21 protein-coding genes and 2 tRNA genes are annotated in these 23,619 nt (G+C 60.2%); 13 read left to right on the forward strand and 10 right to left on the reverse strand.

All coding sequences use genetic code 11. The features are described 5' to 3' along the window. Positions 1-21 precede the first annotated feature (21 nt). Both prfB and HQL44_15480 read left to right on the forward strand, forming a co-directional pair. Positions 22-1,135, forward strand: a protein-coding gene (gene prfB, locus HQL44_15475; protein ID MBF0269985.1) for a peptide chain release factor 2 whose coding sequence is annotated in 2 segments (ribosomal slippage) — positions 22-90 and positions 92-1,135 — 1,113 coding nt in all. Because the reading frame shifts where the segments join, the coding sequence is not laid out codon by codon here. Further along, on the forward strand, positions 1,132-1,911 hold the full coding sequence (locus HQL44_15480; protein ID MBF0269986.1) for an alpha/beta hydrolase: 780 nt from the start codon (positions 1,132-1,134) through the stop codon (positions 1,909-1,911). Before prfB ends, HQL44_15480 begins: the two co-directional genes overlap by 4 nt. On the opposite strand, the gene HQL44_15485 is transcribed toward HQL44_15480, so the two are convergent. Further along, the gene (locus HQL44_15485; protein MBF0269987.1) at positions 1,886-2,578 is read right to left on the reverse strand and encodes an RNA pseudouridine synthase; all 693 of its coding nucleotides are present in this window, start codon (positions 2,576-2,578) and stop codon (positions 1,886-1,888) included. The two genes, HQL44_15480 and HQL44_15485, sit on opposite strands and share 26 nt — an antisense overlap. A 44-nt stretch (positions 2,579-2,622) precedes the next feature. Between HQL44_15485 and HQL44_15490 the strand changes: the two genes are divergently transcribed. Continuing rightward, positions 2,623-3,039, forward strand: a complete 417-nt coding sequence (locus tag HQL44_15490) for a hypothetical protein (protein MBF0269988.1) — start codon at positions 2,623-2,625, stop codon at positions 3,037-3,039. Here the strand turns inward: HQL44_15490 and HQL44_15495 are convergent. From HQL44_15495 to HQL44_15505, 3 genes are read right to left on the reverse strand one after another with little or no spacing between them, the layout of a single operon-like run. Further along, positions 3,023-6,061, reverse strand: coding sequence for an efflux RND transporter permease subunit (locus HQL44_15495; GenBank protein ID MBF0269989.1), 3,039 nt, complete (start codon positions 6,059-6,061; stop codon positions 3,023-3,025). The genes HQL44_15490 and HQL44_15495 overlap by 17 nt on opposite strands. After that, a complete protein-coding gene (locus tag HQL44_15500) occupies positions 6,058-7,170 on the reverse strand; it encodes an efflux RND transporter periplasmic adaptor subunit (protein MBF0269990.1) in 1,113 nt (370 codons plus the stop codon). The genes HQL44_15495 and HQL44_15500 overlap by 4 nt, the downstream gene beginning before the upstream one ends. Before the next feature lie 28 nt (positions 7,171-7,198). Continuing rightward, on the reverse strand, positions 7,199-7,759 hold the full coding sequence (locus HQL44_15505) for a TetR/AcrR family transcriptional regulator (protein MBF0269991.1): 561 nt from the start codon (positions 7,757-7,759) through the stop codon (positions 7,199-7,201). A 100-nt stretch (positions 7,760-7,859) separates the two neighbouring features. On the opposite strand from HQL44_15505, the gene mnmA reads away from it, so the two are divergent. The 3 genes from mnmA (at position 7,860) to HQL44_15520 (ending at position 9,438) form a co-directional block, all read left to right on the forward strand. Beyond that, the gene (gene mnmA / locus HQL44_15510) at positions 7,860-8,996 is read left to right on the forward strand and encodes a tRNA 2-thiouridine(34) synthase MnmA (GenBank protein ID MBF0269992.1); all 1,137 of its coding nucleotides are present in this window, start codon (positions 7,860-7,862) and stop codon (positions 8,994-8,996) included. Between the two features lie 40 nt (positions 8,997-9,036). Continuing rightward, positions 9,037-9,113, forward strand: a tRNA-His gene (locus HQL44_15515). A gap of 121 nt (positions 9,114-9,234) precedes the next feature. Further along, positions 9,235-9,438 carry a hypothetical protein gene (locus HQL44_15520; GenBank protein MBF0269993.1) on the forward strand — a complete coding sequence of 68 codons (204 nt, stop codon included), beginning with the start codon at positions 9,235-9,237 and terminating at the stop codon, positions 9,436-9,438. Positions 9,439-9,451: 13 nt separating this feature from the next. On the opposite strand, the gene HQL44_15525 is transcribed toward HQL44_15520, so the two are convergent. Beyond that, positions 9,452-10,171, reverse strand: coding sequence for a hypothetical protein (locus HQL44_15525; protein ID MBF0269994.1), 720 nt, complete (start codon positions 10,169-10,171; stop codon positions 9,452-9,454). Between the two features lie 182 nt (positions 10,172-10,353). Here HQL44_15525 and HQL44_15530 point away from each other — a divergent pair, with 182 nt between their 5' ends. The 3 genes from HQL44_15530 to HQL44_15540 all read left to right on the forward strand — a co-directional run bounded on the left by HQL44_15530 (position 10,354) and on the right by HQL44_15540 (position 15,185). Beyond that, the gene (locus tag HQL44_15530) at positions 10,354-12,381 is read left to right on the forward strand and encodes a diguanylate cyclase (GenBank protein MBF0269995.1); all 2,028 of its coding nucleotides are present in this window, start codon (positions 10,354-10,356) and stop codon (positions 12,379-12,381) included. Between the two features lie 167 nt (positions 12,382-12,548). Next, positions 12,549-13,022: a hypothetical protein gene (locus tag HQL44_15535; protein MBF0269996.1), complete on the forward strand. Its 474-nt coding sequence runs from the start codon at positions 12,549-12,551 to the stop codon at positions 13,020-13,022. Positions 13,023-13,649: 627 nt separating this feature from the next. Then, positions 13,650-15,185, forward strand: coding sequence for an ATP-binding protein (locus HQL44_15540; GenBank protein MBF0269997.1), 1,536 nt, complete (start codon positions 13,650-13,652; stop codon positions 15,183-15,185). Between the two features lie 76 nt (positions 15,186-15,261). Here HQL44_15540 and HQL44_15545 read toward each other — a convergent pair. The 5 genes from HQL44_15545 to sdhC all read right to left on the reverse strand — a co-directional run bounded on the left by HQL44_15545 (position 15,262) and on the right by sdhC (position 18,810). After that, a tRNA-Thr gene (locus HQL44_15545) sits at positions 15,262-15,337 on the reverse strand. A 101-nt stretch (positions 15,338-15,438) separates the two neighbouring features. Further along, positions 15,439-16,221, reverse strand: a complete 783-nt coding sequence (locus tag HQL44_15550) for a succinate dehydrogenase iron-sulfur subunit (GenBank protein ID MBF0269998.1) — start codon at positions 16,219-16,221, stop codon at positions 15,439-15,441. Positions 16,222-16,233: 12 nt separating this feature from the next. Beyond that, positions 16,234-18,021, reverse strand: a complete 1,788-nt coding sequence (locus tag HQL44_15555) for a succinate dehydrogenase flavoprotein subunit (protein MBF0269999.1) — start codon at positions 18,019-18,021, stop codon at positions 16,234-16,236. 6 nt (positions 18,022-18,027) lie between these two features. Continuing rightward, the gene (sdhD, locus tag HQL44_15560; GenBank protein MBF0270000.1) at positions 18,028-18,411 is read right to left on the reverse strand and encodes a succinate dehydrogenase, hydrophobic membrane anchor protein; all 384 of its coding nucleotides are present in this window, start codon (positions 18,409-18,411) and stop codon (positions 18,028-18,030) included. A gap of 15 nt (positions 18,412-18,426) precedes the next feature. Continuing rightward, complete coding sequence (gene sdhC, locus HQL44_15565) at positions 18,427-18,810, reverse strand: succinate dehydrogenase, cytochrome b556 subunit (GenBank protein MBF0270001.1); 384 nt, start codon at positions 18,808-18,810, stop codon at positions 18,427-18,429. A 245-nt stretch (positions 18,811-19,055) separates the two neighbouring features. Here sdhC and HQL44_15570 point away from each other — a divergent pair, with 245 nt between their 5' ends. Genes HQL44_15570 through HQL44_15585 form a run of 4 tightly spaced genes read left to right on the forward strand, consistent with a single transcriptional unit; the run spans position 19,056 to position 23,533 of the window. After that, complete coding sequence (locus HQL44_15570; GenBank protein MBF0270002.1) at positions 19,056-19,997, forward strand: radical SAM protein; 942 nt, start codon at positions 19,056-19,058, stop codon at positions 19,995-19,997. Then, complete coding sequence (locus HQL44_15575; GenBank protein ID MBF0270003.1) at positions 19,994-21,775, forward strand: tetratricopeptide repeat protein; 1,782 nt, start codon at positions 19,994-19,996, stop codon at positions 21,773-21,775. Before HQL44_15570 ends, HQL44_15575 begins: the two co-directional genes overlap by 4 nt. Further along, positions 21,772-22,170 (forward strand): hypothetical protein, encoded by a 399-nt coding sequence (locus HQL44_15580; GenBank protein ID MBF0270004.1) that lies wholly within the window; start codon positions 21,772-21,774, stop codon positions 22,168-22,170. Before HQL44_15575 ends, HQL44_15580 begins: the two co-directional genes overlap by 4 nt. A 31-nt stretch (positions 22,171-22,201) precedes the next feature. Next, positions 22,202-23,533, forward strand: a complete 1,332-nt coding sequence (locus HQL44_15585; GenBank protein ID MBF0270005.1) for a glycosyltransferase family protein — start codon at positions 22,202-22,204, stop codon at positions 23,531-23,533. Positions 23,534-23,619 lie beyond the last annotated feature (86 nt).

The following is a 23,619-nucleotide window of genomic DNA, read 5'->3' on the forward strand; positions in this document are numbered from 1 at the left end:
GAACGTGAAGGAAGACAGGAAATGAAAGCCGAAACCGAGGCCTTGGCCCAAAAGATCCAGCAGTCGATGGCGCTGCTGAGGAGGCATCTTTGACTGGGATCAGGCCGTTCGCCGTCTGGAAGAGCTGAACGCTTCCGCCGAAAATCCCGAACTTTGGAACAATCCCGCCAAGGCGCAGAAAATCCTGCGCGAGCGCACGCGCCTTGAAACCTCGATCAACGCCTGCCTGTCCATCGAACGCGATCTGGCCGATCAGTTGGGCATGATCGAACTGGCCGAAGCCGAGAACGATTCGGCCATGGTGGCCGATGCCGAGGCGCAATTGGCCGCTTTGGCCGAGATGGCCCGCCAGAAGGAGCTGGAAGCCCTGCTGTCCGGCGAGGCCGACGGCAACGACTGCTATCTGGAAGTCCATGCCGGAGCGGGCGGCACCGAGGCTCAGGACTGGGCGGAAATCCTGGCCCGCATGTATACGCGCTGGGCCGAGAAGCACGGCTACAAAGCGGAATGGATCGAGGAAAGCCAGGGCGAGGAAGCGGGCTTGAAATCGGCGACCATTCAGATATCGGGTCCCAATGCCTATGGCTGGCTGAAGACGGAATCGGGCGTTCACCGTTTGGTGCGCATCAGCCCCTTCGATTCCAATGCAAGGCGGCACACCAGCTTTTCCTCGATCTGGGTCTATCCCGTCATCGACGACACGATCGAGGTCGATATTCAGGAAAAGGATTGCCGCATCGACACCTACCGCGCCTCGGGCGCGGGCGGCCAGCACGTCAACAAAACCGATTCCGCGATCCGCATCACCCATATGCCGACCGGCATCGTGGTCAGTTGTCAGGTCGATCGCTCGCAGCACCGCAACCGGGCCATGGCCTGGGACATGCTGCGCGCCCGCATCTACGAGCAGGAACTGCAAAAGCGCGAAGCGGCGGCGCAAGCCGAGGCCGACGCCAAAAGCGACATCGGCTGGGGGCACCAAATCCGCTCCTATGTGTTGCAGCCCTACCAGATGGTCAAGGACCTGCGCACCAACGTCGAGACCAGCGACACGGCGGGCGTGCTGGATGGCGATCTGGATCGCTTCATGGCGGCCTCGCTGGCCAGCCGCCTGGGCAGTGGCAACGACGCATGATGGCCCCGCTCGGCCACCGTGTTTTCGGTTCCGGGCGCAAGACGGCGATCTTCTTGCATGAATGGCTGGGTCATCACGACAACTGGCTGCCCGTCCTGCCCTATCTGTCCAAGGACAAGGCGCGTTGGGTGCTGGCCGATCTGCGCGGCTATGGTTGGTCGCGCCGCATCAAGGGCGATTTCAGCCTGGACGAAGCCGCCAGCGACGTGCTGGCCCTGGCCGATCATCTAAAGGCGGGCCGGTTCCATCTGGTCGGCCATTCCATGGGCGGATTGGTGGCGCAGGCGGTGGCCGTCGCAGCACCCCGACGCATCGCCTCGCTGTCTCTGGTTTGCCCCGTTCCCGCCAGCGGCTTTGCTGCCGACAAGGCGGCGCTGGCGCGCATGCAAAAGGTTCTGACAAACGACAAGGCGTTGCGCGACGCCATCCATGCGCGCACGGGCAATCGTTTGGGCGAAGGATGGATCGCCAGGAAATCGGCCATCGCCCGTCAGGCGGGAACCAGGGCTGCGCAGAAGGGCTATCTTGAGATGTTCACCGGCTCGGACATTTCGGGTCTTGTGAAAGGCCAAGACATGCCGGTGCGCCTGATCGCGGGCAAGCATGATCTGCCCTTTTACGGCATGGCGGCGCAGAAAAAGCGCTTTTCCAAATGGTATCCCAATCTCGATTTCGTCGAGATACTGGAAGCCGGGCATTATCCGATGCTGGAAACGCCCGCCCGGCTGGCGGGCCTGATCGAAGATTGGGTCAGCCTTCCCAGCCGCAGGCCCTAAGCGCTGCTTGCATATGATCGGGGGCGGGCGCTTCCACTTCCACCGGCGGCGCTTCCGACTTGAAGGGAATCACCACCTTTCTGGCATGCAGATGCAAGGGCAGCGACGGCTTGGGGACAAGCCCGTAAATCGGATCGCCCAGAACCGGGCAGCCCAGATGCTGGGCATGGATGCGGATTTGGTGCGTGCGCCCGGTGCGAGGCTTGAATTCGATCCAGCTGATCGGACCAACGCCTTCAATCTCGCCCTTGCCCAGCAGGCGCCAATCGGACACGGCCTGTTGGCCGTGCTTTTCGTCGACCACCATCTTCCAGCCCTGTTTGGGCGTTTGCTTGGCCAGCGGGGCGTCGACGGTGCCGGAGTCTGCGGGCGGCGCACCCTGCACGATGGCCCAATAGGTTTTGCCGATTCGGCCCTGCTGGAACAGCTTGCCCAGTTTGGCCAGCGTCTTCCTGTGCCTGCCCAGGATCAGGCAACCCGACGTGTCGCGGTCAAGCCGGTGCGCCAGTGCTGGCGGCCTGGGCAGGCCGAAGGTCAGCAGGGGGAAGAAGTGCTCGATGCAAACGCCGCCCCCGGGTCCCGGATGAACGGGCAGACCGGCTGGCTTGTTCAGCACGATGAAGCTGGTGTCGCGGTACAGGACGCGGGCAAGGATGTCGTCGCTCATGATGATCCATGATATATCATGAGAAGCATGGAGGGAGGCAAGCCATGGCGTGTGTCTATGTCGCGAAAAGCAAAAGTCTTTGCGAATGGGGGGGCGATGTCGGGCTGACCCAGCATCTTTACAAGCTGGGCGTGTTCGAGGGCGAAGCCGAAGAGATCGCCGCCGCCCTGAATGGCGATAAACTGTGCGGGCGCGACGATTGGGTGCTTTTGAAAAGCGAAAGCCCGGAAGACCTGCCCGACGAAGCGGCCTTGATCGAACGCTTGGCCCGCAAGGAAAAGCTGGTCGATCCCAAGATATATCCGGGCATTCGCGGCGCCGTCGGCATTTTCAAGATCAAGATCGCCAATGTCGAGAACAGCATTCTGGTCAAGGAAGCGCTGGAAGGCAGGCCCACCAAGATCAAAAAGGCCAAACCGGCCGAGATCGGGGCCTATCTTATTTCTAATGCTCTGAGATAGTTTGGCGTTCGGCAGCCACAAAACTATAGACCACCGGCAGCACGAACAGCGTGAACAAGGTGCCGATGCTCATGCCCGCCACGATGACGATGGCGATAGACAGTCGGCTGGCCGCTCCCGCGCCGCTGGCGATCAGCAGGGGCGTCAATCCCACCACCATCGCCGCCGTGGTCATCAGAATGGGGCGCAGGCGCAACTGCGCCGCCGCCTGAACGGCCTCGATGCGGCTCATCCCCGCTTGCTGTTTTTCCTTGGCCACTTCGCAGATCAGAATGCCGTGCTTGCTGATCAGTCCGATCAGCGTGACCAGACCTACCTGCGTGTAGATGTTCATGCTGGTGACGCCGAGAGCCAGGGGAATCAAGGCCCCGCAGATCGACAGGGGAACGCTGACCAGAATCACCAAAGGATCGCGGAAACTTTCGAACTGAGCGGCCAACACCAGGAAGATCACGATCAGCGCAAAGAAGAAGGTGAACATCAACGCGTTGCCTTCCTGATAATATTGACGCGACTGCCCGGCATAATCGACGCTCATCCCTTTGGGCAGAACCTCGTTGGCGGCTTGGCCCAGGAAGGCCAGCGCCGTGCCCAGCGAAACGCCCGGCATGGGGAAGGCTTGCAGCGTCACGGAATTCAATTGGTTGAACTGCGACAAGGCCACCGGGCGCACTTCATGCGACAGTTTCACCAAGCTGGACAGCGGGATGGCCGCTCCGCCCGCCGTTTTCACATGGATGCGGCCCTGCGCCTGCGGGTCGGTTCTAAAGTCGCGCGACACTTGCGGTATCACCTGATAGCTGCGCCCGTCCATGTTGATCAGGTTGACATAGTTGCCGCCGGTCATGGTGGCGAAAGCCTCGCCGATCGCCTGCATGGTGACGCCGTAGGCGCCCGCCTTGTCGCGATCGATTTCGACCACGGTTTGCGGGCTTTGCACCTTCAAGTCCAGATCGACATAGGCGAACATGCCGCTTTGACGGGCCTTGCCCAGCAGGCCTTGCGACACTTCCGACAAAACGCGCCAATTGGCGGTCGAGGTGATCACGAACTGGACTGGCAACCCGTCCGATCCCGGAAGCGGGGGCAAGCCGAAAGCCGATCCTTGGATGCCTGAAATGCCGTCGATGCCCGCCTGGATCACCGGCACCAATTCCTTCTGGCCCCGTTTGCGCTCGTCCCAGGGCTTCAAGATGGTGGCGGCGAAACCGCCCGCGCGCGTCGGAAAGCCGTTGATGGTAAAGACGCTGCCTGCCTCCTCGGGCGAGGCCAGCACCTTGTCCAGTTGCTTGCTGAAGGTTTCCATATAGTCCAGGTTGGCGCTGGGCGGACCCTGATAGGCCACCATCACGGCGCCCTTGTCCTCTTCCGGCGCCAGTTCGGTCGGCACGGCTTGGTAAAGCGGCCATAGGCTGATAAGAATCAGCATGGCGAAAATGACGGTGACCGGCCTGTCCTTCATCGATCCGGCAAGCAGGCGTCCATAAAGAGCCTGCACGCGAGCGAACAGGGCGTCGATGCGCGCCGCCAAGCCCTGGGCGTTGGTTTCGTGAGCCAGAATTTTCGAGCACATCATGGGCGAAAGCGTCAAGGCCACGACGCCGGAAACGATCACACTGCCCGCCAGCGTGAAGGCGAATTCCTTGAAAAGCGCGCCGGTCAACCCGCCCATGAAGGCGATAGGCGCGTAAACGGCGGCCAGGGTCAGGGTCATGGCGATGACGGGGCCTGAAATCTCTCTTGTCCCCTTCAAGGCGGCTTCGAAGGGGCTTAGTCCTTCCTCGATGTGGCGATGCACATTCTCGACCACCACGATGGCGTCATCGACCACCAGACCGATGGCCAGCACCATGGCCAGCAGGGTCAACAGATTGATCGAATAGCCCATCGACAGCATGAAAAGGGCGGCGCCGATCAGCGACAAGGGAACGGTGACCACAGGGATCATTACGGCGCGCACCGACCCCATGAACAAGAAGATGACGCCGATCACGATCAACGTTGCCTCGATCAGCGTTTTCACCACTTCCCAGATCGCCGAGCGGATGAAGACGGTGCTGTCATAGGCGATCTCAAGACCCATGCCTTCCGGCAGTTCCTTGGCGATGCTGGGCAAAACCTCGCGCACGCCTGAAATGGCGTCCAGCGGGTTCGATCCCGGCTGCAAATTGATGCCGATGAATACCGCCTTCTTGCCATTCACATAGACCGAGGCGTCTTCATATTCAGGTCCCAGTTCGACATTGGCCACGTCGCCAAGGCGCACCAGCTTGGCCCCTTCGCCGCGGATCACCAGATCGCGAAATTCCTCGGGATTTTTAAGGTCGGTCTTGGCCTGCGTGCCGATCATGTCGAAGCCGCCCTTCGAGCTTCCGGCAGCCGACAGGAAATTGTTGCTAGACAGCGCCGCCTTCACCTCGGCCGGGCTGATCTCGTATTGGGCCAGACGTTGCGGGTCCAGCCAGACGCGCATCGAGAATTTCTGGCCGCCCAGGATTTCGGGATTGGCGACGCCAGGCACCGTGGCCAGCTTGGGTTGCGCGGTGCGGCTGACGTAATCGGTGATCTGCTGGGGCGAATGCTTGTCCGACGAGAAGGCCAGATACATGGCGGCGAAGGCTTCGCCGGTCGTCTTCTTGATCACGGGATCGTTGATGCCGCGCGGCAGCACCGAGCGCACTTCGTTGACCTTGCTCATCACCTCGGTCATGGCTTCGCCGGGATCGTCGTTCAGGCGCACGAAGACCTTGACTTCGCTGACGCCCAGCGCGGAAGACGAGGTGAGATAATCGATGCCCTTCGAGGTGGCCACCGCCTTTTGAACCGGGTCGGTGACGAAACCCTGCATCAAATCGGCGTCGGCGCCGGGATAAGTGGTGGTGACGGTGATCACCGTATTGCTCATCTCGGGATATTGGCGCACCGGCAGCATGAACAGGGCGCGCAAGCCCAGCACCAGAATGAGCAGGCTGATCACGCTGGCCAGCACGGGCCTGCGGATGAAGATGGAAAACACATTCATGGCTTGGCCGCGTTCGCCTGGGCGGGCTGGGGGGCAGGCGCGAAAGGACTGCCCTCGGTGATGGAGACCAGCGTGCCGCTTTCCAGCTTCAACTGGCCCGAGGTCACGACCTTGTCGCCGGGTTTCAGGTCGCCGGTCACGGCGGCCCAGCCGTCGCGCCTTTCGCCTACCTTGATCGGCACGCGCTTGGCCGCCATCACGGCTTTGTCGCCATCGACGCTTGGCTCGACCACAAAGACGGAATCGCCCGACAGGCTGTAGGTCACGGCGGTGACCGGCACGACCAGCACGGACTTGATGTCCTGTCTTCCGATGCGCACCTGCGCGAACATGCCGGGTTTGAGGGCGCCGTCCGGATTGGGAATGCGCGCTTCCATGGCGACCATGCCCGACGAGACGTCCACTTCGGGGTCGATGGCGCTGATGACGCCTTCAAAGACGCGCCCTGCCCAAGCATCCACCTCGACCTCGACGCGCAGCCCTTGCTCAAGTCCGGCCAGATCCTTTTGTGAGACGGGAATTTCAAGACGCAGCACCGACAGGTCTTGCAGCGTGGCGACGGATTGGCCGGGCTGCAAATATTGTCCCACATCGATCTTGCGCACGCCCAGCACGCCCGCGAAGGGAGCTGTCACCGTCTTCCTGGCGATCAAGGCGGCCAGTTGAGCCATCTTGGCGTCCTTGACCTTCAATTCGGCTTGGCTTTTGTCGAGCGCCGATTGCGCCACATGCCCGGCCTGGGCCAGCGTGCGCGAGCGCGCTTCCTGCGTGGCCGCCAGTGACCGTTCGGCGCTCGCACTTGCCAGATCGGCCCGCTCGACATCGGTGTCGAGGCGCACCAGCACCTGGCCCTTGGTGACCTGATCGCCGGATTGGAACAAGATTTCCTTGACCAGCCCCGCCGTGCCCACCGTGACATCGACGCCGTTGACGGCTTTCAAAGTGCCGACGGCCTTTAATTCCTGCGTCCAGGCGTCCTCGTGCGCCATGTCGACCGAGACGGGAATCACCGGCTTGGGCATGGTGGCGAAATATTGCTTGATCATCTGATCGCGAAATTGGGCGAAGCCCAGCGTGCCGCCCAGCACCAAGGCGCTGGCCCCCAGCATGATGATCATTTTGGTGCGACGTCTCATGTCATTGGTCTTTCTGTTTTAGAAGGTCGAGGGCCGCTTGCTTGATCGAGGCGCGCGCGTCGGCGTCCAGCACGTCAAGGCCGATCAGCTGATGCAGCACCAACCCGTCGCCCATCAGGCCGATGACGCCCATCAAGGACGGGTTGGGAGATTCTTTCATCGATTGTTCCATCCATTCGCGATACTTGGCCCGCAAGGGATCGATCAGATCCGGATCGTGCGCCAGTCCGGCCAGCAGCGCCGAACCCAAGGGGTCTTTGCAACAAGGGCTGTCGGTGTCGAAAAAGGCGTGCACGGCGGCCCGCATCCAGCGATTGGGGCCAAGCGGTTCGTTTTCCAGATGGGATGCGTGCAAGGTTTCCCACTGCTCGATGACGCGGGCAACCATGGCCCGGACCAGAGCATTCTTCGAAGGATAGTGATAGAGAACGCCGCCCTTGCTGACGCCCGCCATTTTGGCCGCCGCATCCAAGGTGAGCTTGCCCACGCCCTGGTCACGCACCAGATTCATGGCGGCTTCCAGGATTTTGTCGCGGTTGGAAGGTCGGACGATGGGCGGCATTGGGCTATCCATGAGACTGTACCGGCTGGACGGTATATAGATTGACGACCTCCCAGGTCAATAGAAAAATATCGTCCGATAACAAATTTCCTAACCTAAGATGCGTCGCTTTTCGGAAAGGATATCCGCTCTGTTCGACCCGGCTTTGATAGATCTCCCCAAGGGGACCCGCGTGGCGGTGGCCATGTCGGGCGGGGTCGATTCCTCGGTGACGGCGGCCCTGCTGAAGGAAAGTGGGCTGGATGTCGTGGGCGTCACCATGCGCCTTTTGGGCGGGCTGCTTCCGTCCGCCAGCGGCTGCTGTGGCGGCCCGGATATGCGAGACGCCAAGCGGGTGGCGGATTTTCTGAAAATTCCCCATCATGTGCTTGATTTCGAACAAGAGTTCGAGGACGAGGTGGTGCGCCCCTTTGCGGCGGCCTATGCCATGGGCGAAACGCCCAGCCCCTGCATCGAATGCAATCGCAGCCTCAAATTCCGCCATTTGCTGCAAACGGCCAGCGAGTTGGGCGCCCAGGCGCTGGCGACCGGCCATTACGCAAGGCGGCTAAAGGGGGCGCATGGGCCGGAACTGCATATGGGGGCGGACCCAACCCGCGATCAAAGCTATTTTCTGTTCGCCCTGTCGCCCCAAAACCTTGACCGGCTGCGCTTTCCCCTGGGGGCCATCAGCAAGTCGGAGGTGCGGGCCTATGCGGCGCGTCTTGGCCTGCCGGTGGCTTCCAAGCCCGATAGCCAGGATATCTGTTTCGTTGCCGAAAACGGCTATGCGGAGCTGGTGGGTCGTTATCAGCCGCAGTCGCTGACGCCGGGCGAAATCGTGGATGAGCAAGGCTGCGTTCTTGGCCGACATAAGGGGCTGGCCCATTACACGGTGGGCCAGCGCCGGGGCCTGGGCCTGGGCGGCGGCCCGCCGCTGTATGTGTTGGCGCTGGATGCCGGGACTGGGCGGCTGGTGGTCGGCCCAAAAGGCTCGCTGGGGCGGCGCAACATCATCCTGCGCGATCTTTACTGGCTGGCGACCGAGCGGGCCGAGGCCAGTCTACAGGCGGCCTTTCGCATCCGTTCCACCCGCCTGCCGGTGCAAGGAACCCTGTCGCGCGGGCCAAATGCGGCCGCCCGAGTGGTTTTGGACGAACCCGAAGAAGGGGTCGCCCCAGGCCAGGCTTGCGTCGTCTATCTGGGCAGCCGGGTGCTGGGCGGCGGCTGGATTGAGAAAGATGGGATCAATCCTTGACGGGAGAGGGGCTTGGGGATAAACAATCGCCCCCACGGTGGCGGGCGTAGCTCAGTTGGTTAGAGCGCCAGGTTGTGGTCTTGGATGTCGTCGGTTCGAATCCGATCGCTCGCCCCACTTTTCCCAAGATCAGCACTTTAAATTTCGTTAACCCGACTCGGGGCGGCTTGCGCTTGGGAATGGATTCAGGTTAGAATCCGTCCAATAGCCGTGTGGACACACCAGAAAGGAGCTGCTCATGGCCATCGACAGCCTGAACGGATCGGCCTCAAGCCAGATCAATCCCGCCGTCATTCAAAATCGTACGGTTCCGCAGGACGCCGCAGAACGCGGCCAGGGAGGCGATGCGAACAAGCAAGCAGCATCTCAGGTGCAAGCGGCGCAGTCCAGCCCGCCGCCGCCGCCGTCCTATCGCGGCCAGTCGCTCGACATCAAGGTCTGAGACCCGCCAGCAGTCAGGGTTTGAAGGCGTTGCTTGGCAACGGCTGATTGACGTCGGCCTGTTCCAGGATGGTCGTGCCGCTCTGGCTTCCCTGGCTGTAATGATCCTCGCGCATGGCGACGGCAAGGCCGCTGATGCTGCGATAATCGCTGTACAGCGTGGTGAAGTCGGTGTTCGTGCCGTCGGCCAGGGCCAGCTTGCCCGCTGTTTGCAAGATCAGCCCGCTGGCGGAATCAATCATCACCGTCAGCGTCACCCCTTCGGCGATCGCAAGGGCAACGGCGTGATAGCGCCGCCCGCTCTGTTCGCGCTCGCCCAGATCGGTCAAGCTGCTCCTGTTTTCCAGCAACAGCAAAGGCAGGCGCAGGCGCGCCATCTGCAGGCTCATGGCCAAATGTTCAGGCACGCTGGCGGCTTGGCCGTTGCGCCATGCCTTGTCGCGAATCAGGACGCGCCGCTCGCTAGCCCCCCCCCCATAAGAAATGACGCTGCTTAGCCGGTCAGGTGCCTGGAACAATCGCTCGACCCGTCCCTGGCCTGCTTGACCCTTGGCGCTGATCCGGCCCAACAGGCGCAGCGACGTCAGCGCCGAAAGCCTGGCTTGGCCGCCATAGGCGGCTAGGCTGCGCTCCAGCACTCTGTCCAGCGCCGCTCCTGTCTGGGCACTCGTTGGACAAGATATGCCCAGAACGGCGCAGACAAGCGCCAAAAGCAGATATGGTCTGCAGAACATTTTCATTTTTCGCCTCGTCCGCTTCAGGTTGAATTGTCCTTGGCAAAATCCTTACTTGTCAAATCCATTAAGAGGGCGCGAAATAGGCCGGTTGCACACTTAAATGTCGTAAAGGCGTTCCCTTGCGGCCTGAAAGGTCGCCGGGTGTCGCGCGCAGTGGATGGGAAGGCCGGTTTCAACGCATGAAGCACGGATTTTTGTTTGGCAAGGTCATCCTGGCGCCAGTGTTGGTGCTGCTGGTTTTGATTGCCATTGCCGGCGGACAGATCGTGGCCAGCCTTGATCTGCGCAACGACGTGCGCAAGATCGACAAAATTCAAATCGATATGCGGGCGAATATCGAGGCCATCGTCCTGATTCACGAAGCCGAGGTGGCTTTCAGGCTTTTTCAGGCCAGCGAGCGGCAGGACGGACAAAACGGCCCGCCGCCCGATATCCGCGCCAAGCTGATCCACGAGTCCGAGCGTCTCTTGACGCTGGCCGAAGGGTTCAACGCCCCTGCGGGCGGCATGTCCGACAACGCGCAAACCGACCGCGAATTGATAAAAAATTACGCCAAGCTGCTTGAGCAACTCAGCCACAGCCAGTCGTCACCGGTTTATTACGATGAGATCGAGCATCTGCACGGGTTGTTGGCTGCCAGACTTAAGAAGAACGATCAGGCGCATCATATGGCTTTGGCGGAGACGTCGACCAGCGCCCGTCTCGAAGCCGAGGCGGCGCTGCCCGCCGCCATCCTTCTGACCATCGTCGGCGTCATGACGGCCCTGGCCGCCAGCCTGGCCATTACGCAAAGCCTGCTCAATTCCTTTGGCAGATTGGCCGGCGCCATGCGCGGCCTAGCCAGGGGCGACGATAAAGCCGCTTCTGTCGATGTGCGGCTGGGCCAGGAATTCGCCGAAGTCTCGCAAGCGCTCGATCTGTTCCGCCGCGCCATCCTCGAGCGCCAAACGGCGCTGGCGGCCCTAGCGGAAAGCGAAGAAGGGCTTAAGAACATTCTGGACGCAGCACCAGTGCCGCTGGCTTTGACCCGGCTGGCCGAAGGGAAAGTTGTCTACGCCAATCAGCGTTGCCGCGATCTGTTCAAGGTGACGGGAAGTGGCGAAGGGTTGGACGTTCGGCAGTTCTATGCCAATCCCGAGGATCGGGCGCGTTTCGTCGAACAATTACGCCGCCACGGCAAAGTTGTCGGCGCCGAGGTGGCGATGAAGCTTGCCGACGGTGACGTTCGCTCGATGCTGGTGTCGGCGATAACGCTTTCTTATCGCGGCGAAACAGTTCTGGTGCTGGGCTATAGCGACGTAACCGAACATCGCCTGATTATGGCTAGGCTGCAAGAAAGCGAGGAAAAGCTGCGGCTGATCGTGGAAACGGCGCCGGTGCCGCTGGTCTTGACCAAGGTCGCCGACGACACGGTTCTGTACGTCAACCGCCTGGCCCAGGACCTGTTTCGCGTTCCCAAGGATTCCAGCGTGCTGGGGCATCCGGCATCCGACTATTGGGTCGATCCCGCCAGCCGCGAGAAAATGAAGGACATGCTGAAGGCGGAAGGCGGGCGGCTTCACAACGTCGAGGCGCGGCTGAAACGTTCGGACGGCAGTTGGTTTTGGGCGTCCATGTCGGCGGCCAGCACCGAGTTCAAGGGCGAAGCCGTTTTGCTGGTCAGCGTCGACGACATCACCAGCCGCAAGGAAATGGAAGACGAGCTGCGCCGCAGCGCCACGACCGATCCTCTGACCGGGGTCGCCAACCGGCGACATTTCATCGACGTCGCCGAGCGTGAATTCGCCCGCGCCAAACGCTATGGCCACGCACTTTCCCTCGTGCTGCTGGACATCGATGGTTTCAAGGGCGTCAACGAACTGCACGGCCATCTGGCGGGCGACAAGGTACTGCAAGCCGTGGCGTTGATCTGCAAAAGCGGCTTGCGCGAAATTGATCATCTGGGTCGTACGGGCGGCGAGGAATACGCCGTGCTGCTGCCGGAAACGGACGGCGAAAAGGCCTTTCAGGCGGCCGAGCGCATTCGCGTTTCGATTAAAGAGGCCCGGCTCGATCTTGAGGGGCTTGCCGCTCCCATCGCCATCTCGGCCAGCGCCGGAGTTGCCGCGATGGCCGGCGAGGACAAGGGCTTCGACCAGATGCTGTCGCGGGCCAGCCAAGCTCTTGGCAGGTCCAAACAGGGCGGGCGCGATCGCGTGACGCGTTGACGTTATGCGCAGCCGTGCCGTTTGTCCCAATCCAAGCGCCAATCGAGAACGTCGCAGGCGGGCATCGGCTTGGCGATGAAATAGCCCTGCGCTTCATTGCTGCCCAAGCCTCCCAATAAATCCCAGCATTCCTGGTTCTCAATTCCCTCGGCGATGTTTGGCGGCGCGTGGAAGTCCGCGCCGGAAAAGAGGAACTGAACAAGTGGAATTTGCGGACCTTCAATGATCTCGAACGCATGGCGGGAGACGTATTCGTCTCGATCATGGACGCCATCCGCTACACGGTGCCATCGTCAACAGACGCCAATAAATCCCGCTGGGAAACGGCACCATTTTGGAAAGAGGCGCAGGACGTGATGCGTGATTCGCTGGCCGATTACATCATCCATGCCGAACGGGGCAAGGCGAAGGAAATCATGCGCGAAGATTTGTTACGGCAGTTGCGCCAGCAAATCATCGGCCTCAACACGTCTTATGCGGTTGCGAAGGGTTTGGATATCTCGGAGATTCCAACCATCATCGCCTATATCGAGCAAGACATGATGCGCGAGGCTGTCGCTGACCCTGAAAAGCTTATTGCTCGGTATCAACGGGCTTCGGATCGGTACATATTTCTAAACGAAGAAAGGAGGCAGGAGTGAGACAAAGCTAAGAAGGCCGAGCGCAGACGCGGTCATCGCGGGCCGCAGAAGCAGCCAACCTATTTGCCAACTTGTCTAACTAGCGTCTTTGTTGTAATAAGCTATTACATATATACGAAAGCAGGTCTCTGAAAATATGGACTCAAAAGAGATGCTTAAGCTGAATCTTCGGAAAGCAATTAACTGCTTAAGTCCGATAATCTCAGCTGGCGAGTTGGCCAAGATTGAGGCGGAACTCAGGAAGCATGTCGCGCGACTAATGAGACTTGGTCAGGTTCATTTGCGATTTGCAAAAAATGCAAATGGGCCGCAAAGTTGGCGCCAACGTGTCTCACGGGGATACTATTGCGCATACTCGGCGAGTAAAGCGGTTCGCTTGGAGGTAACTGGCGCTTACAGTCAGGAGGCGACGGACCACCAAAAGATAGGTGATCTGCCAGGCGATTTTCTCTTAGCATCTCGCTGGAAGGATTTATTAACGAAGTTTCGAGCTGACCGTAATATTGCGGATTATGACCATTCGGCTTCGGAGAAGGACCTCGAGTTAACAAGTCTCCAATACGTCAAAGAAGCTGAAGAATTCTTTAAAGAAGTGAGACAGTACTTGAGGGTTAGAGGAGCATTGTGATGTCCAAGACTGCGGCACTGGAATTGCTTGAACGCTTTGCCAGTCATTGCAATTCGACTGTTCCCCAATCGACAATCGTTGACAAGGCTGGGGAACAATTCCTTGCGATTCATGTCGGTGCTATCAACGATCTGTATACCGAGGCATTATCGGTTGTCCGGAATGAGTTAGCTGGCACAAACGAATATGCTGAGCGGGTCTTTCTAAAGCCAATCACTCCTAAGCCTTGGCTGCAATCTCTTGAAGTGCAGCTGCTTCAGAGGGTTTTCTCTGAGTCGCTTACAGTGGGGAAGGGAACTTTGGATTCTCGGTTTCACGAAAAATTTATTCCATTCCTTGGCGGGGAAGAGCGTAGAATTTATAGTGCTGCAAATCATGTGGTCTTTGGTCGTCGAGGGGCAGGGAAGTCTAGTCTTGTTCTCTATGCTTGCAGCCAGGCTAAGCGTGAAAGCAAGCCGTACTCCTGGATCGCGCTTCAGCAGTATAGAGGTAGAATTGACCTACAGGTCATTCCGCAGGTTCTATATGAAATTGTTGATAGTGTTTCCAAGTATACCCCCGTCGACGAGAGTGGGATTGAACGCCTTAAGTCAATAATTTATCGCCTAGAAAGTAAATTTGACAACCTAACTAAACAAGATATAAACACAATTCTGCCAATATTTGCGAGGGACTTCCTAGCGTTTGTGCAGAAACATGGCCAATTTTATATATTTCTTGATGATCTTCACCTACTCCATCCGAGCTTACAACCGTATTTCCTGTCAGCTTTATATGCGTTTTCTCGTGGTAATAATGTTTACCTCAAAATTACTGCCATTGAGAACTTAACGACCTTAATGAATGAGGTAGCTAACGAAGGACTGCAGACTCCAGGAGATGCGCAAGTTATTCGGCTCGATTACAATTTGCTTGATCCTGGTGCTGCTCTCGCACATTTGCAACAAATTCTGGGAAGTTATACCAAATATGTCGGAATTCCGAGCCTCTCAAGTATTGCGGAGAATAAGGTTATTGAGCGTTTGGCGTGGGTTTCGGCTGGAGTGCCTAGGGATGCACTTTACATCTTCAATAACGCGATAACCAAAGCCAAAGCAGCAAGGCGGAAGAATGTTGCGATTACAGACATTAATATGGCGGCAGCCGATTCTCTGACCGAGAAAGAGCGATATGTGTCAGATGATGTTGTTGAAGATAGCACCCTTATGATGAGTATTGTTAACGATATAAAGGATTTCTGCTTAAATGATATTCACTCAAACGCTTTTCTGGTGCGTTTGGATAGCTCTGATCCTCTATATCGACTAATTAAGAAAGTGAGCGAGTTAAGGTTTATCCACGTGCTCCATCCCGGAATTACCCCTGCAAAAGCGGGCGAAAAATATGAGGCATATATGCTTGATTATGCTTTTTATACAGGGTTCAGAAAAGCCCCAAGCGTAAAAGAATTTCAGGAAAGGCCTACCCAGCCGACGGCAAAAGACCTTAGAAAACTAAAGCGTTATCCGTATGGACAACGCTTGAAGCGCGACTAGAAGCCTTAAGTTGCGGACACAGTGCGGACACAGCTAAAATAGCCCCCCGCACAACATCATAACCCATTGAAAAACTTGGTGCCGGTTGCAGGATTCGAACCCGCGACCGCTTGATTACAAATCAAGTGCTCTACCAACTGAGCTAAACCGGCTTTTCCGGTCGGACGGTAGTGCGAGGCCCCCAAGAAGGCAAGAGGGGATATGAAAACCGCCCGGTTTTCACCGGGCGGCGTCAGAGGCTAACAACCTGAAATTACAGGCTGCGTTCGGCGATCAAGCGCTTGATGTCGGCAATGGCGCTGCCCGGGTTCAGTCCTTTGGGGCAGGTGCGGCTGCAATTCAAGATCGTATGGCAGCGGTAAAGTTTGAAAGGGTCGGTCAGCTGGTCCAGCCGCTCGCCGGTGGCTTCGTCCCTTGAATCGGCGATCCAGCGATAGGCCTGCAGCAGCACCGCCGACCCCAGATAGCGGTCGCCGTTCCACCAATAGCTGGGGCATGAGGTCTGGCAGCAGAAGCACAAGATGCATTCCCACAACCCATCCAGCTTTTCGCGCTCCTGCACGCTTTGGCGGCGCTCGGCGCCGGGCGGCGGCATGGTGTCGGCCTTCATCCAAGGCTCGACGGACGCATATTGGGCATAGGGCACCGACAGGTCGGGCACCAAGTCCTTGACCACCGGCATATGGGGCAGCGGATAGATCTTCACGTCGCCCGAGATGTCCTCGATGGGCTTCAAGCAGGCCAGCGTGTTGGTGCCGTCGATATTCATGGCGCAACTGCCGCAAATGCCCTCGCGGCACGAGCGGCGGAAGGTGAGCGTGCTGTCCACCTCGTTCTTGATCTTGATCAGCGCGTCCAGAACCATGGGGCCGCAGGCAGCCAGATCGATCTCGAACGTGTCCAGCCTGGGGTTCTGGCCCAGGTCGGGATCGTAGCGATAGATCTTGAAGCGCCTGACCTTCTTGGCGTTGGCCGGGGCCTTGAAGGTCTTGCCTTCCTTGACCTGGGAATTGGCGGGCAGATTGAATTCGACCATCTTCCTGCGTCCTTAGTAAACGCGCGCTTTGGGCTGGATATACGCCACTTCGTCGGTCAGCGTGTAGGTGTGCACCGGGCGGTAGTCGAGCTTCACCTTGTAGTTCTCGTCCACCCAGGCCAGCGTGTGCTTCATCCAATTGGCGTCGTCGCGGTTGGGGAAATCCTCGTGCGCATGGGCGCCGCGGCTTTCGTGGCGCGCCTCGGCGCCGAAGATGGTGGCCATCGCGCAGGGCATGAGGTTTTCAAGCTCCAGCGCCTCAACCAGATCCGAGTTCCAGATCATCGAACGATCCTTGATCGATATCTGGTCCATGGTGGCGGCAACGCCGCTCATGCGCTTGCAACCTTCGGCCAGCGACTTCGAGGTGCGGAAGACGGCGGCGTCGCTTTGCATGGTCTTTTGCATGGCTAGGCGAATTTCCGAAACCGACAGGTCGCCCTTGGCGTGGCGCAAGCGGTCGAAGCGAGACAGCGCCTTCTCGGCGGCGTCACGCGACAAGGGCTTTTGCATGGCGCCCGGCGTTATGATCTTGGCGGCGCGCAGGGCGGCAGCACGTCCGAACACTACGATATCCAAAAGCGAATTGGTGCCCAATCGGTTGGCGCCGTGCACCGAAACGCAGGCGCATTCGCCAATCGCCATCAAGCCGGGGCAGACGGCATCGGGGTCGTCCTTGGTCGGGCGCAGCACCTCGCCCATATAGTTGGTGGGAATGCCGCCCATGTTGTAATGCACGGTCGGCAGAACCGGAATCGGCTCGCGCGTCGCATCGACGCCCGAGAAGATCTTGGCGGTTTCCGTAATGCCGGGCAGGCGCAGATGCAGCACTTCGGGTCCCAGATGCTCCAGATGCAGATGGATATGGTCGTTATGGTCGCCGACGCCGCGTCCTTCGCGGATTTCCACCGTCATGGCGCGGCTGACCACGTCGCGCGAAGCCAAGTCCTTGGCGTTGGGGGCATAGCGCTCCATGAAACGCTCGCCAGCCGAATTAGTGAGGTACCCGCCCTCGCCTCTGGCGCCCTCGGTGATCAGGCAGCCCGAGCCGTAAATGCCGGTGGGGTGGAACTGCACGAATTCGTGATCCTGCAAGGACAGGCCAGCCCTGGCCACCATGCCGTTGCCATCGCCGGTGCAGGTATGGGCCGAGGTGCAGGAGAAAAAGGCGCGGCCATAGCCGCCGGTGGCCAGCACCACCATCTGGGCGCGGAAGCGGTGAATGGTGCCGTCGTCGAGATTCCAGGCCACCACGCCCTTGCAAGCGCCGTTCTCGTCCATGATCAGGTCGAGCGCGAAATATTCGATGAAGAATTCGGCGTTGTGCTTCAGGCACTGCTGGTAAAGCGTGTGCAGGATGGCGTGGCCGGTGCGATCGGCGGCGGCGCAGGCGCGCTGCACCGGGGCTTCGCCGAAATTGCGCATATGGCCGCCGAAGGGGCGCTGATAGATGCGCCCATCCTCGGTACGCGAGAAGGGCACGCCGAAATGTTCCAGCTCGTAGACCGCTGGAATGGCTTCGCGGCACATATATTCGATGGCGTCCTGGTCGCCCAGCCAGTCCGATCCCTTGACGGTGTCGTACATGTGCCAGCGCCAATTGTCGTCGGCCATGTTGCCGAGTGCTGCGCCGATGCCGCCCTGCGCCGCCACCGTGTGGCTGCGGGTGGGGAACACCTTGGTGATCGCGGCCGTGCGCAATCCCGCGGCGCTCATGCCCAGCGTGGCGCGCAGGCCAGCGCCGCCAGCCCCCACCACCACAACGTCATAGGTGTGATCGATGATCTTGTAGGAAGGCATGACCGACTAGACTCCGAAACCGAGCTTGACGATGGACAGGACCAGGAAAACCGAAAGGGCGGCGGCCAGGAACTTGACGAGCAGCAGCAGCGCGATCTGCGCAGCCTTGGCATGCACATAATCGACGATCACTTCCTGAAGGCCCAGCCAGCCGTGATAAAAGGCGGCCAGGATCAGCAGGGAAAAAAGCGTGGCGTTGCCGGGGCTGCCCAGGAATTCCCGCAAAGCGTCGTAATCGGCGCCCATCAGGCGGATAACCGACACGACGAACCACAGGCAAAGCGGGATCAGCGCGATGGCGGTGACGCGCAGCGCCATGAAGGAAGCTAGGCCTTCCTTGGCGGAACCCAAACCGCGCGCCCGGCCCAGGGGAGAACGCATGATGGTCATTGCATCGCCTCCCGATCAGATGACAAAGGCGGCGGCCCAGGCCGCCAGGGTCAGAACAAGCGTGCCCGCCAGGACGGCGTAGCCCGATTTGGTGACTTGCTCATTGGCAAAGCCGTAGCCGAAGTCCCAGGCCAGATGGCGTATGCCGTTGGCCAGATGGTAGAACAGGGCCAGGGAAAATCCGAACATCACCAAACAGCCGAACCAGGAGCCAGCGATGGACTGGGCGGTTTCGAACGTCTCGGGGCCATAGGCCGCCATGCCCAGCCACCAGGTCAGCAGCAGCAAGCCAAAGACGAGCGCTACGCCGGTGAGGCGGTGCAGAATGGACAAAGACGAAGAGATTTGCGGCTTGTAAACCTGCAAATGCGGCGACAGGGGCCGGGGGCGAGTGGACATCGGGTGATCAGCCTTGGCAACGCGAACCGGGGGTGAAACTCAATTTTGTTTATCCTTTCGCAGGCGCGAAGTCAACGCGAAATACCACCCGGGCAGGCGGGTGGGTACCTACCCCCTCTTAACGGAGCGATCATCAACATTTCCAGCTTGCAGTTCTTGCCGTCAAGGCGGCTGAAATGCCACAATGAAAGGCTTGCTTGGCGTTTTAACATCGACGCCTCGCAAATCCCATGGAAACAACAGTCATGAATGACTTGCCCGCGCATCTGCACCTGTTCATCGACCTGAATGACGGCTGCAATCTGAAATGCAGCATGTGCGGCCCCAGGGCCAATCTTAGGGATCAGAAGGTGCTGCCGCCAGAGCTGTTCAAAAGCCGCGTGGCCCCTGTTTTCGCCCGCGTGGCCGATTTCCAACTGGGCTGCGCTTGCGAACCCCTGATGTTGCCCTATCTGGGCGAGGCGCTTGGCCTGATGCGTCAGTACATGCGGCCCGACCTTCGCGGCCAGATCATCACCAACGGCACGCTGTTGAAGGAAGAGACGGCCAGGATATTGCTGGACTCGTCCGTGCTGGGAAAAATCCGCATCTCGATCGATGGCGCCACGGCCCAGACCTATGAGGACATCCGCAAGGGCGCTCGCTTTGCCAAGGTGATGGACAACGTGGCCAGGCTGTGCGAACTGCGCACCAAGGGCGGCCATGACGTGCTGGTCGAATTCAATTACACCGTCATGCGCAATAATTACGCCGAACTGCCGCGCCTGATCCATCTGGCGTCCAAGCTGGGCGTCGATAGCGTCACCACCCACAAGCTGGCCCCTTTCGATCTGCGCTTCATCGACGAGGCGTTCAAGCGGGCCGTCAGCGCTAGCCTGGACGAAGCGGCGGACATGGCCAAACTGCTGGGGGTGGCCTTTCTATCGCCCGATTACCGAACCGAGAGCGAGTTCGCAGCCTGGGAACGCAGCGCCTGTCTGGCCCCGCGCGACGGATTCAGGCTTGATCCCGAAGGGTTTCTGACGCCGCAATGCCATGCCGCCCAGAAAAACGGGCCGGTGGGAAATCTTTTGCTGCAAACCATCGAAGAGATACTAAGCGGCGGCAATTTCGGGCATTATCGCTCCTGCATAGATCATCCGGGGCTTTCGCAATGCGATCTGTGCCTGCATTTCGGGGGGGCATGAACGACCAACTCGCCACCGCGTTCCAGTGGCATCAGACCGGGCGGCTCATCGAGGCCGAGGCCGTCTATCGCGCCGTGGCCGCCCAGGCGCCAGAGCGGGCGGATGTGCGTTTCTTGCTGGGCGTGCTGCTGGTCCAAACCGGTCGGGCGGGCGAGGCCGAGTCCTTTCTAACCCGCGTGCTGGCTTTGTCGCCGGGCCATGCCGACGCCGCCTACAATCTGGGTGTTGCGCGCCAGGCCATCGGCAATTTCCGAGGCGCGGTGGCGGCTTATCGCTTGGCGCTGCGGCTTGGCGCTTCCTATCTTGACGTGCGGCTTAACCTGGGCGCGGCCTTGCAGGAAATGGGGCAATTCGCCGAAGGCGAGATCGCCTATATGGAGGCCTTGGCGCAAAAGCCGGGCGATCCCGGCATCCTTGGCAATCTGGCCCAACTGCTGAAGGCCACGGGGCGTCAGGAAGAGGCGTTGGCGGCTTTCGACGTCGCCTTGTCCGGCGCGCCCACAAGGCTCGATCTTCATCTGGGCCGAGCCTCCGTGCTGAAGGAACTGGGGCGGCTTGAAGAGGCGCTGGCGGCGCTGGACGGCGCCTTGCGCCTCGACCCCAATTGCGCCGAGGCCCACAACAACCGGGGCGTCTTGCTGAACGATCTGGGACGGTTCGACCTTGCGGGCGACGCCTTCAAGGAAGCTCTGGCCTGCAAGCCCACCTACGCCGAGGCGGCGGGCAATCTGGGCAATGTGTTGCTGGGTGCTGGACGGCTGGACGAGGCGCTGAAGGCCTATGATCAGGCGTTGGACCAGAAGCCCGAACTGGCGACGGCCAGATTCAACCGGGGCTTCGCCCGCCTGCTTTGCGGCGATTACGCGGGCGGCTGGCCGGATTGGGAAGCCAGATTCGGGCTGGCCGATATGCAAGGCTTCCATTTGGACGGGCCGGTCTGGGACGGCCTGCCCAATCTTTCAGGCCCGTTGCTGGTCCAGGCCGAGCAGGGCTTCGGCGACACCATCCACTTCTTGCGCTATGTCCCCTTGCTGGCGGCGACGGGCATCCAGGTGATCGTGCGCTGCCAAGACAGTCTGGTTCCCCTGATCCGCCGCTCTTTCGCGGGATTGGCCGAGGTGATCGCCCAATCGGACCCGCCCCCCGCCTATGCCGCCTGGGTGGCGGTGGCCAGCCTGGGCCATAAGCTGGGCACGCGCCTTGAAACGATACCGGCCTCCATCCCCTATCTGATTGCCGATGCCGAGCGTGTGACCGCCTGGGCCAAGCGCTTGTCCGGCGCGCAAAAACCCAAGCTGGGATTGGTCTGGCGCGGCAATCCGGGTTTCAAGGGCGAGGCCAGACGGGCGCCGGGTTTGACGCCGCTTAAGCGGATGATCTTGAACAATCCCCAGGTCAGGTGGCTGTCCTTGCAGCGCGACCCGGCCCGCCAGGAGATGTTTTCGCTTGGCCTGGGCGGCCTGTTGGAAGATCTGGGCGACGGCGACGATCCTTTGGTGGGGCAGGGTTTCGATTCCACCGCCGCCCTGCTGAAAAACGTCGATTTGCTGATTTGTTCGGATACGGCGGTGGCGCATCTGGCGGGCGCCTTGGGCGTCGAATGCTGGGTCATGCTGTCTTCGGCCCCCGACTGGCGCTGGGGCCGCGCGGGTGAAGGGACCCCCTGGTACCCCACGCTGAAACTGTTTCGCCAACCCGCCCCCGAAGATTGGGCCGGGGTGGCGGACAGGCTGGATATTGCAATCCGCGCCCGTTTCCCCGATAGTCCCGCGCCATGACAAACACCGCATCCATTCTGGTCGAAATTCCCGCAGGCGAATTGATCGACAAAATCACCATCCTGGAAATCAAGTCCGAGCGCATTTCGGATGCCCAGAAATTGTCCAACATCCGTGCCGAGCTGCAAACGCTTGCCGCCACGCGCGACCAAGCCATGGCCCCGTCGGCGGACCTGTCCGGCCTCAGCGCCAAGCTGAAGGCCGTGAACGAGAAATTGTGGGTGATCGAGGACGAGATCAGGGATTGCGAGCGGGCCAGGGACTTCGGAGCCAAATTCGTCGAACTGGCGCGCGCCGTTTACGTCACCAACGACGAGCGGGCGAATTTGAAGCGCGAGATCAACCTGCTGTTGGGGTCGCGCCTGATCGAGGAGAAATCCTACGCTCCCTACTGACGCCGCCTCTCCCGACCAGTCCCCTCCCGGCGTGCAGGCCTTGCTGGGCGAGGGGATCGCCCGCCAGCGCAAAGGCGATCTTGACGGGGCGGTCAAGGCTTACGGCGAGGCGCTGGCCCAAGATAGCCGCCTGACCGCCGCCTGGGGCAATATGGGAGTCGCCCTGCGCAGCCAGGGCAAGGCCGACGCCTCGCTGGCCTGTCAGCTTCGCGCCTATGCCTTGAAATCCGACGATCCCGGCATTCTGTCCAATCTGGGCAACGTCTTCAGAGACTGCGGACGCCACGCCGAGGCCGAAGCGGCCTTGAAGAAGGCCCTGGAGCTTCAGCCCGAGACGCCCGAATACTGGAACAATCTGGGTTTGGTCTGGCGCGACGCCAATCGCCCGGCTGACTGTCTGGCGGCGCTGGACAAGGCGCTCGCCCTGCGCCCCGACTATCCGGAAGCGGCCTGGGACCGGTCGCTGACGCTGATGATGATGGGCGATTACAGCCGGGGATTCCCCGCCTATGAAAGTCGCTGGGCGCTTGAGAAAAGCCCGCCCCGCCAATTTCCCTTTGCGCGCTGGCAAGGCGAGCCGCTTAAAGGCAAATCCATCTTCCTGCATGACGAGCAGGGCTTTGGCGACGCGCTGCAATTCGCCCGCTTCACGAGGAACTTGGCCGAGATGGGGGCCAGGATCGTGCTGGAATGCCAGCCGACGCTGGCCCGCCTCTTTTCCGCCCTGCCCGGCGTCGTCAAGGCCGTGCCGCGGGGAACGACGGTGCAGGGTGCCGATTATTGGGCGCCCTTGCTCAGCCTGCCGGGGATCATGAAGCTGGGGGTCAATGATCTGGCGGGCGGTCAGCCCTATTTGAAGGCGGTGTCGGAACCCAAGGCCCGCATCGTCGATCAGAAGCGCCTGAAAGTGGGGCTCGTTTGGGCGGGCAAGATGACGCCCCGGGACCGTTCGGCGCCGCTGGAACGCCTGCTGGGCTTGGCCAGCCATCCCCAGGTCTTGCTGATGAGCCTGCAAATGGGCGAGCGCAAGGATGACATCAAGCGGCTGCATGCCCGCCCCCTGATCGCCGATCTTTCCCCAGCCATCGACGATTTCGCCGATACCGCCGCTTTGCTTGCCCAGCTTGACCTGCTGATCACCATCGATACGGCTGTGGCGCATTTGGCGGGCGCCATGGGCGTGCCCACCTTCTTGTTGCTGCTGCATTATTCCGATTGGCGCTGGGGTGTCAGCGGCGATAGCTCGCCTTGGTATTCGTCGCTGCGCCTGATCCGTCAAACAAGGCACGGTGATTGGGACGTAGCGCTCAACGCCCTGTACGGGGCTTTTCAGCAATGGCTGGCGGATCGTCAGAAGGCTTGATCGGCCCTGAGCGGCCCCTGAAAAACAAGCATTTTCCTTCATTAGGATAATCGGCAGATAAGCCCAGCTTGATCATAACGGCTAGT

It is taken from the genome of Alphaproteobacteria bacterium (genome assembly GCA_015231795.1).
GTDB lineage: Bacteria > Pseudomonadota > Alphaproteobacteria > Rhodospirillales > WMHbin7 > WMHbin7.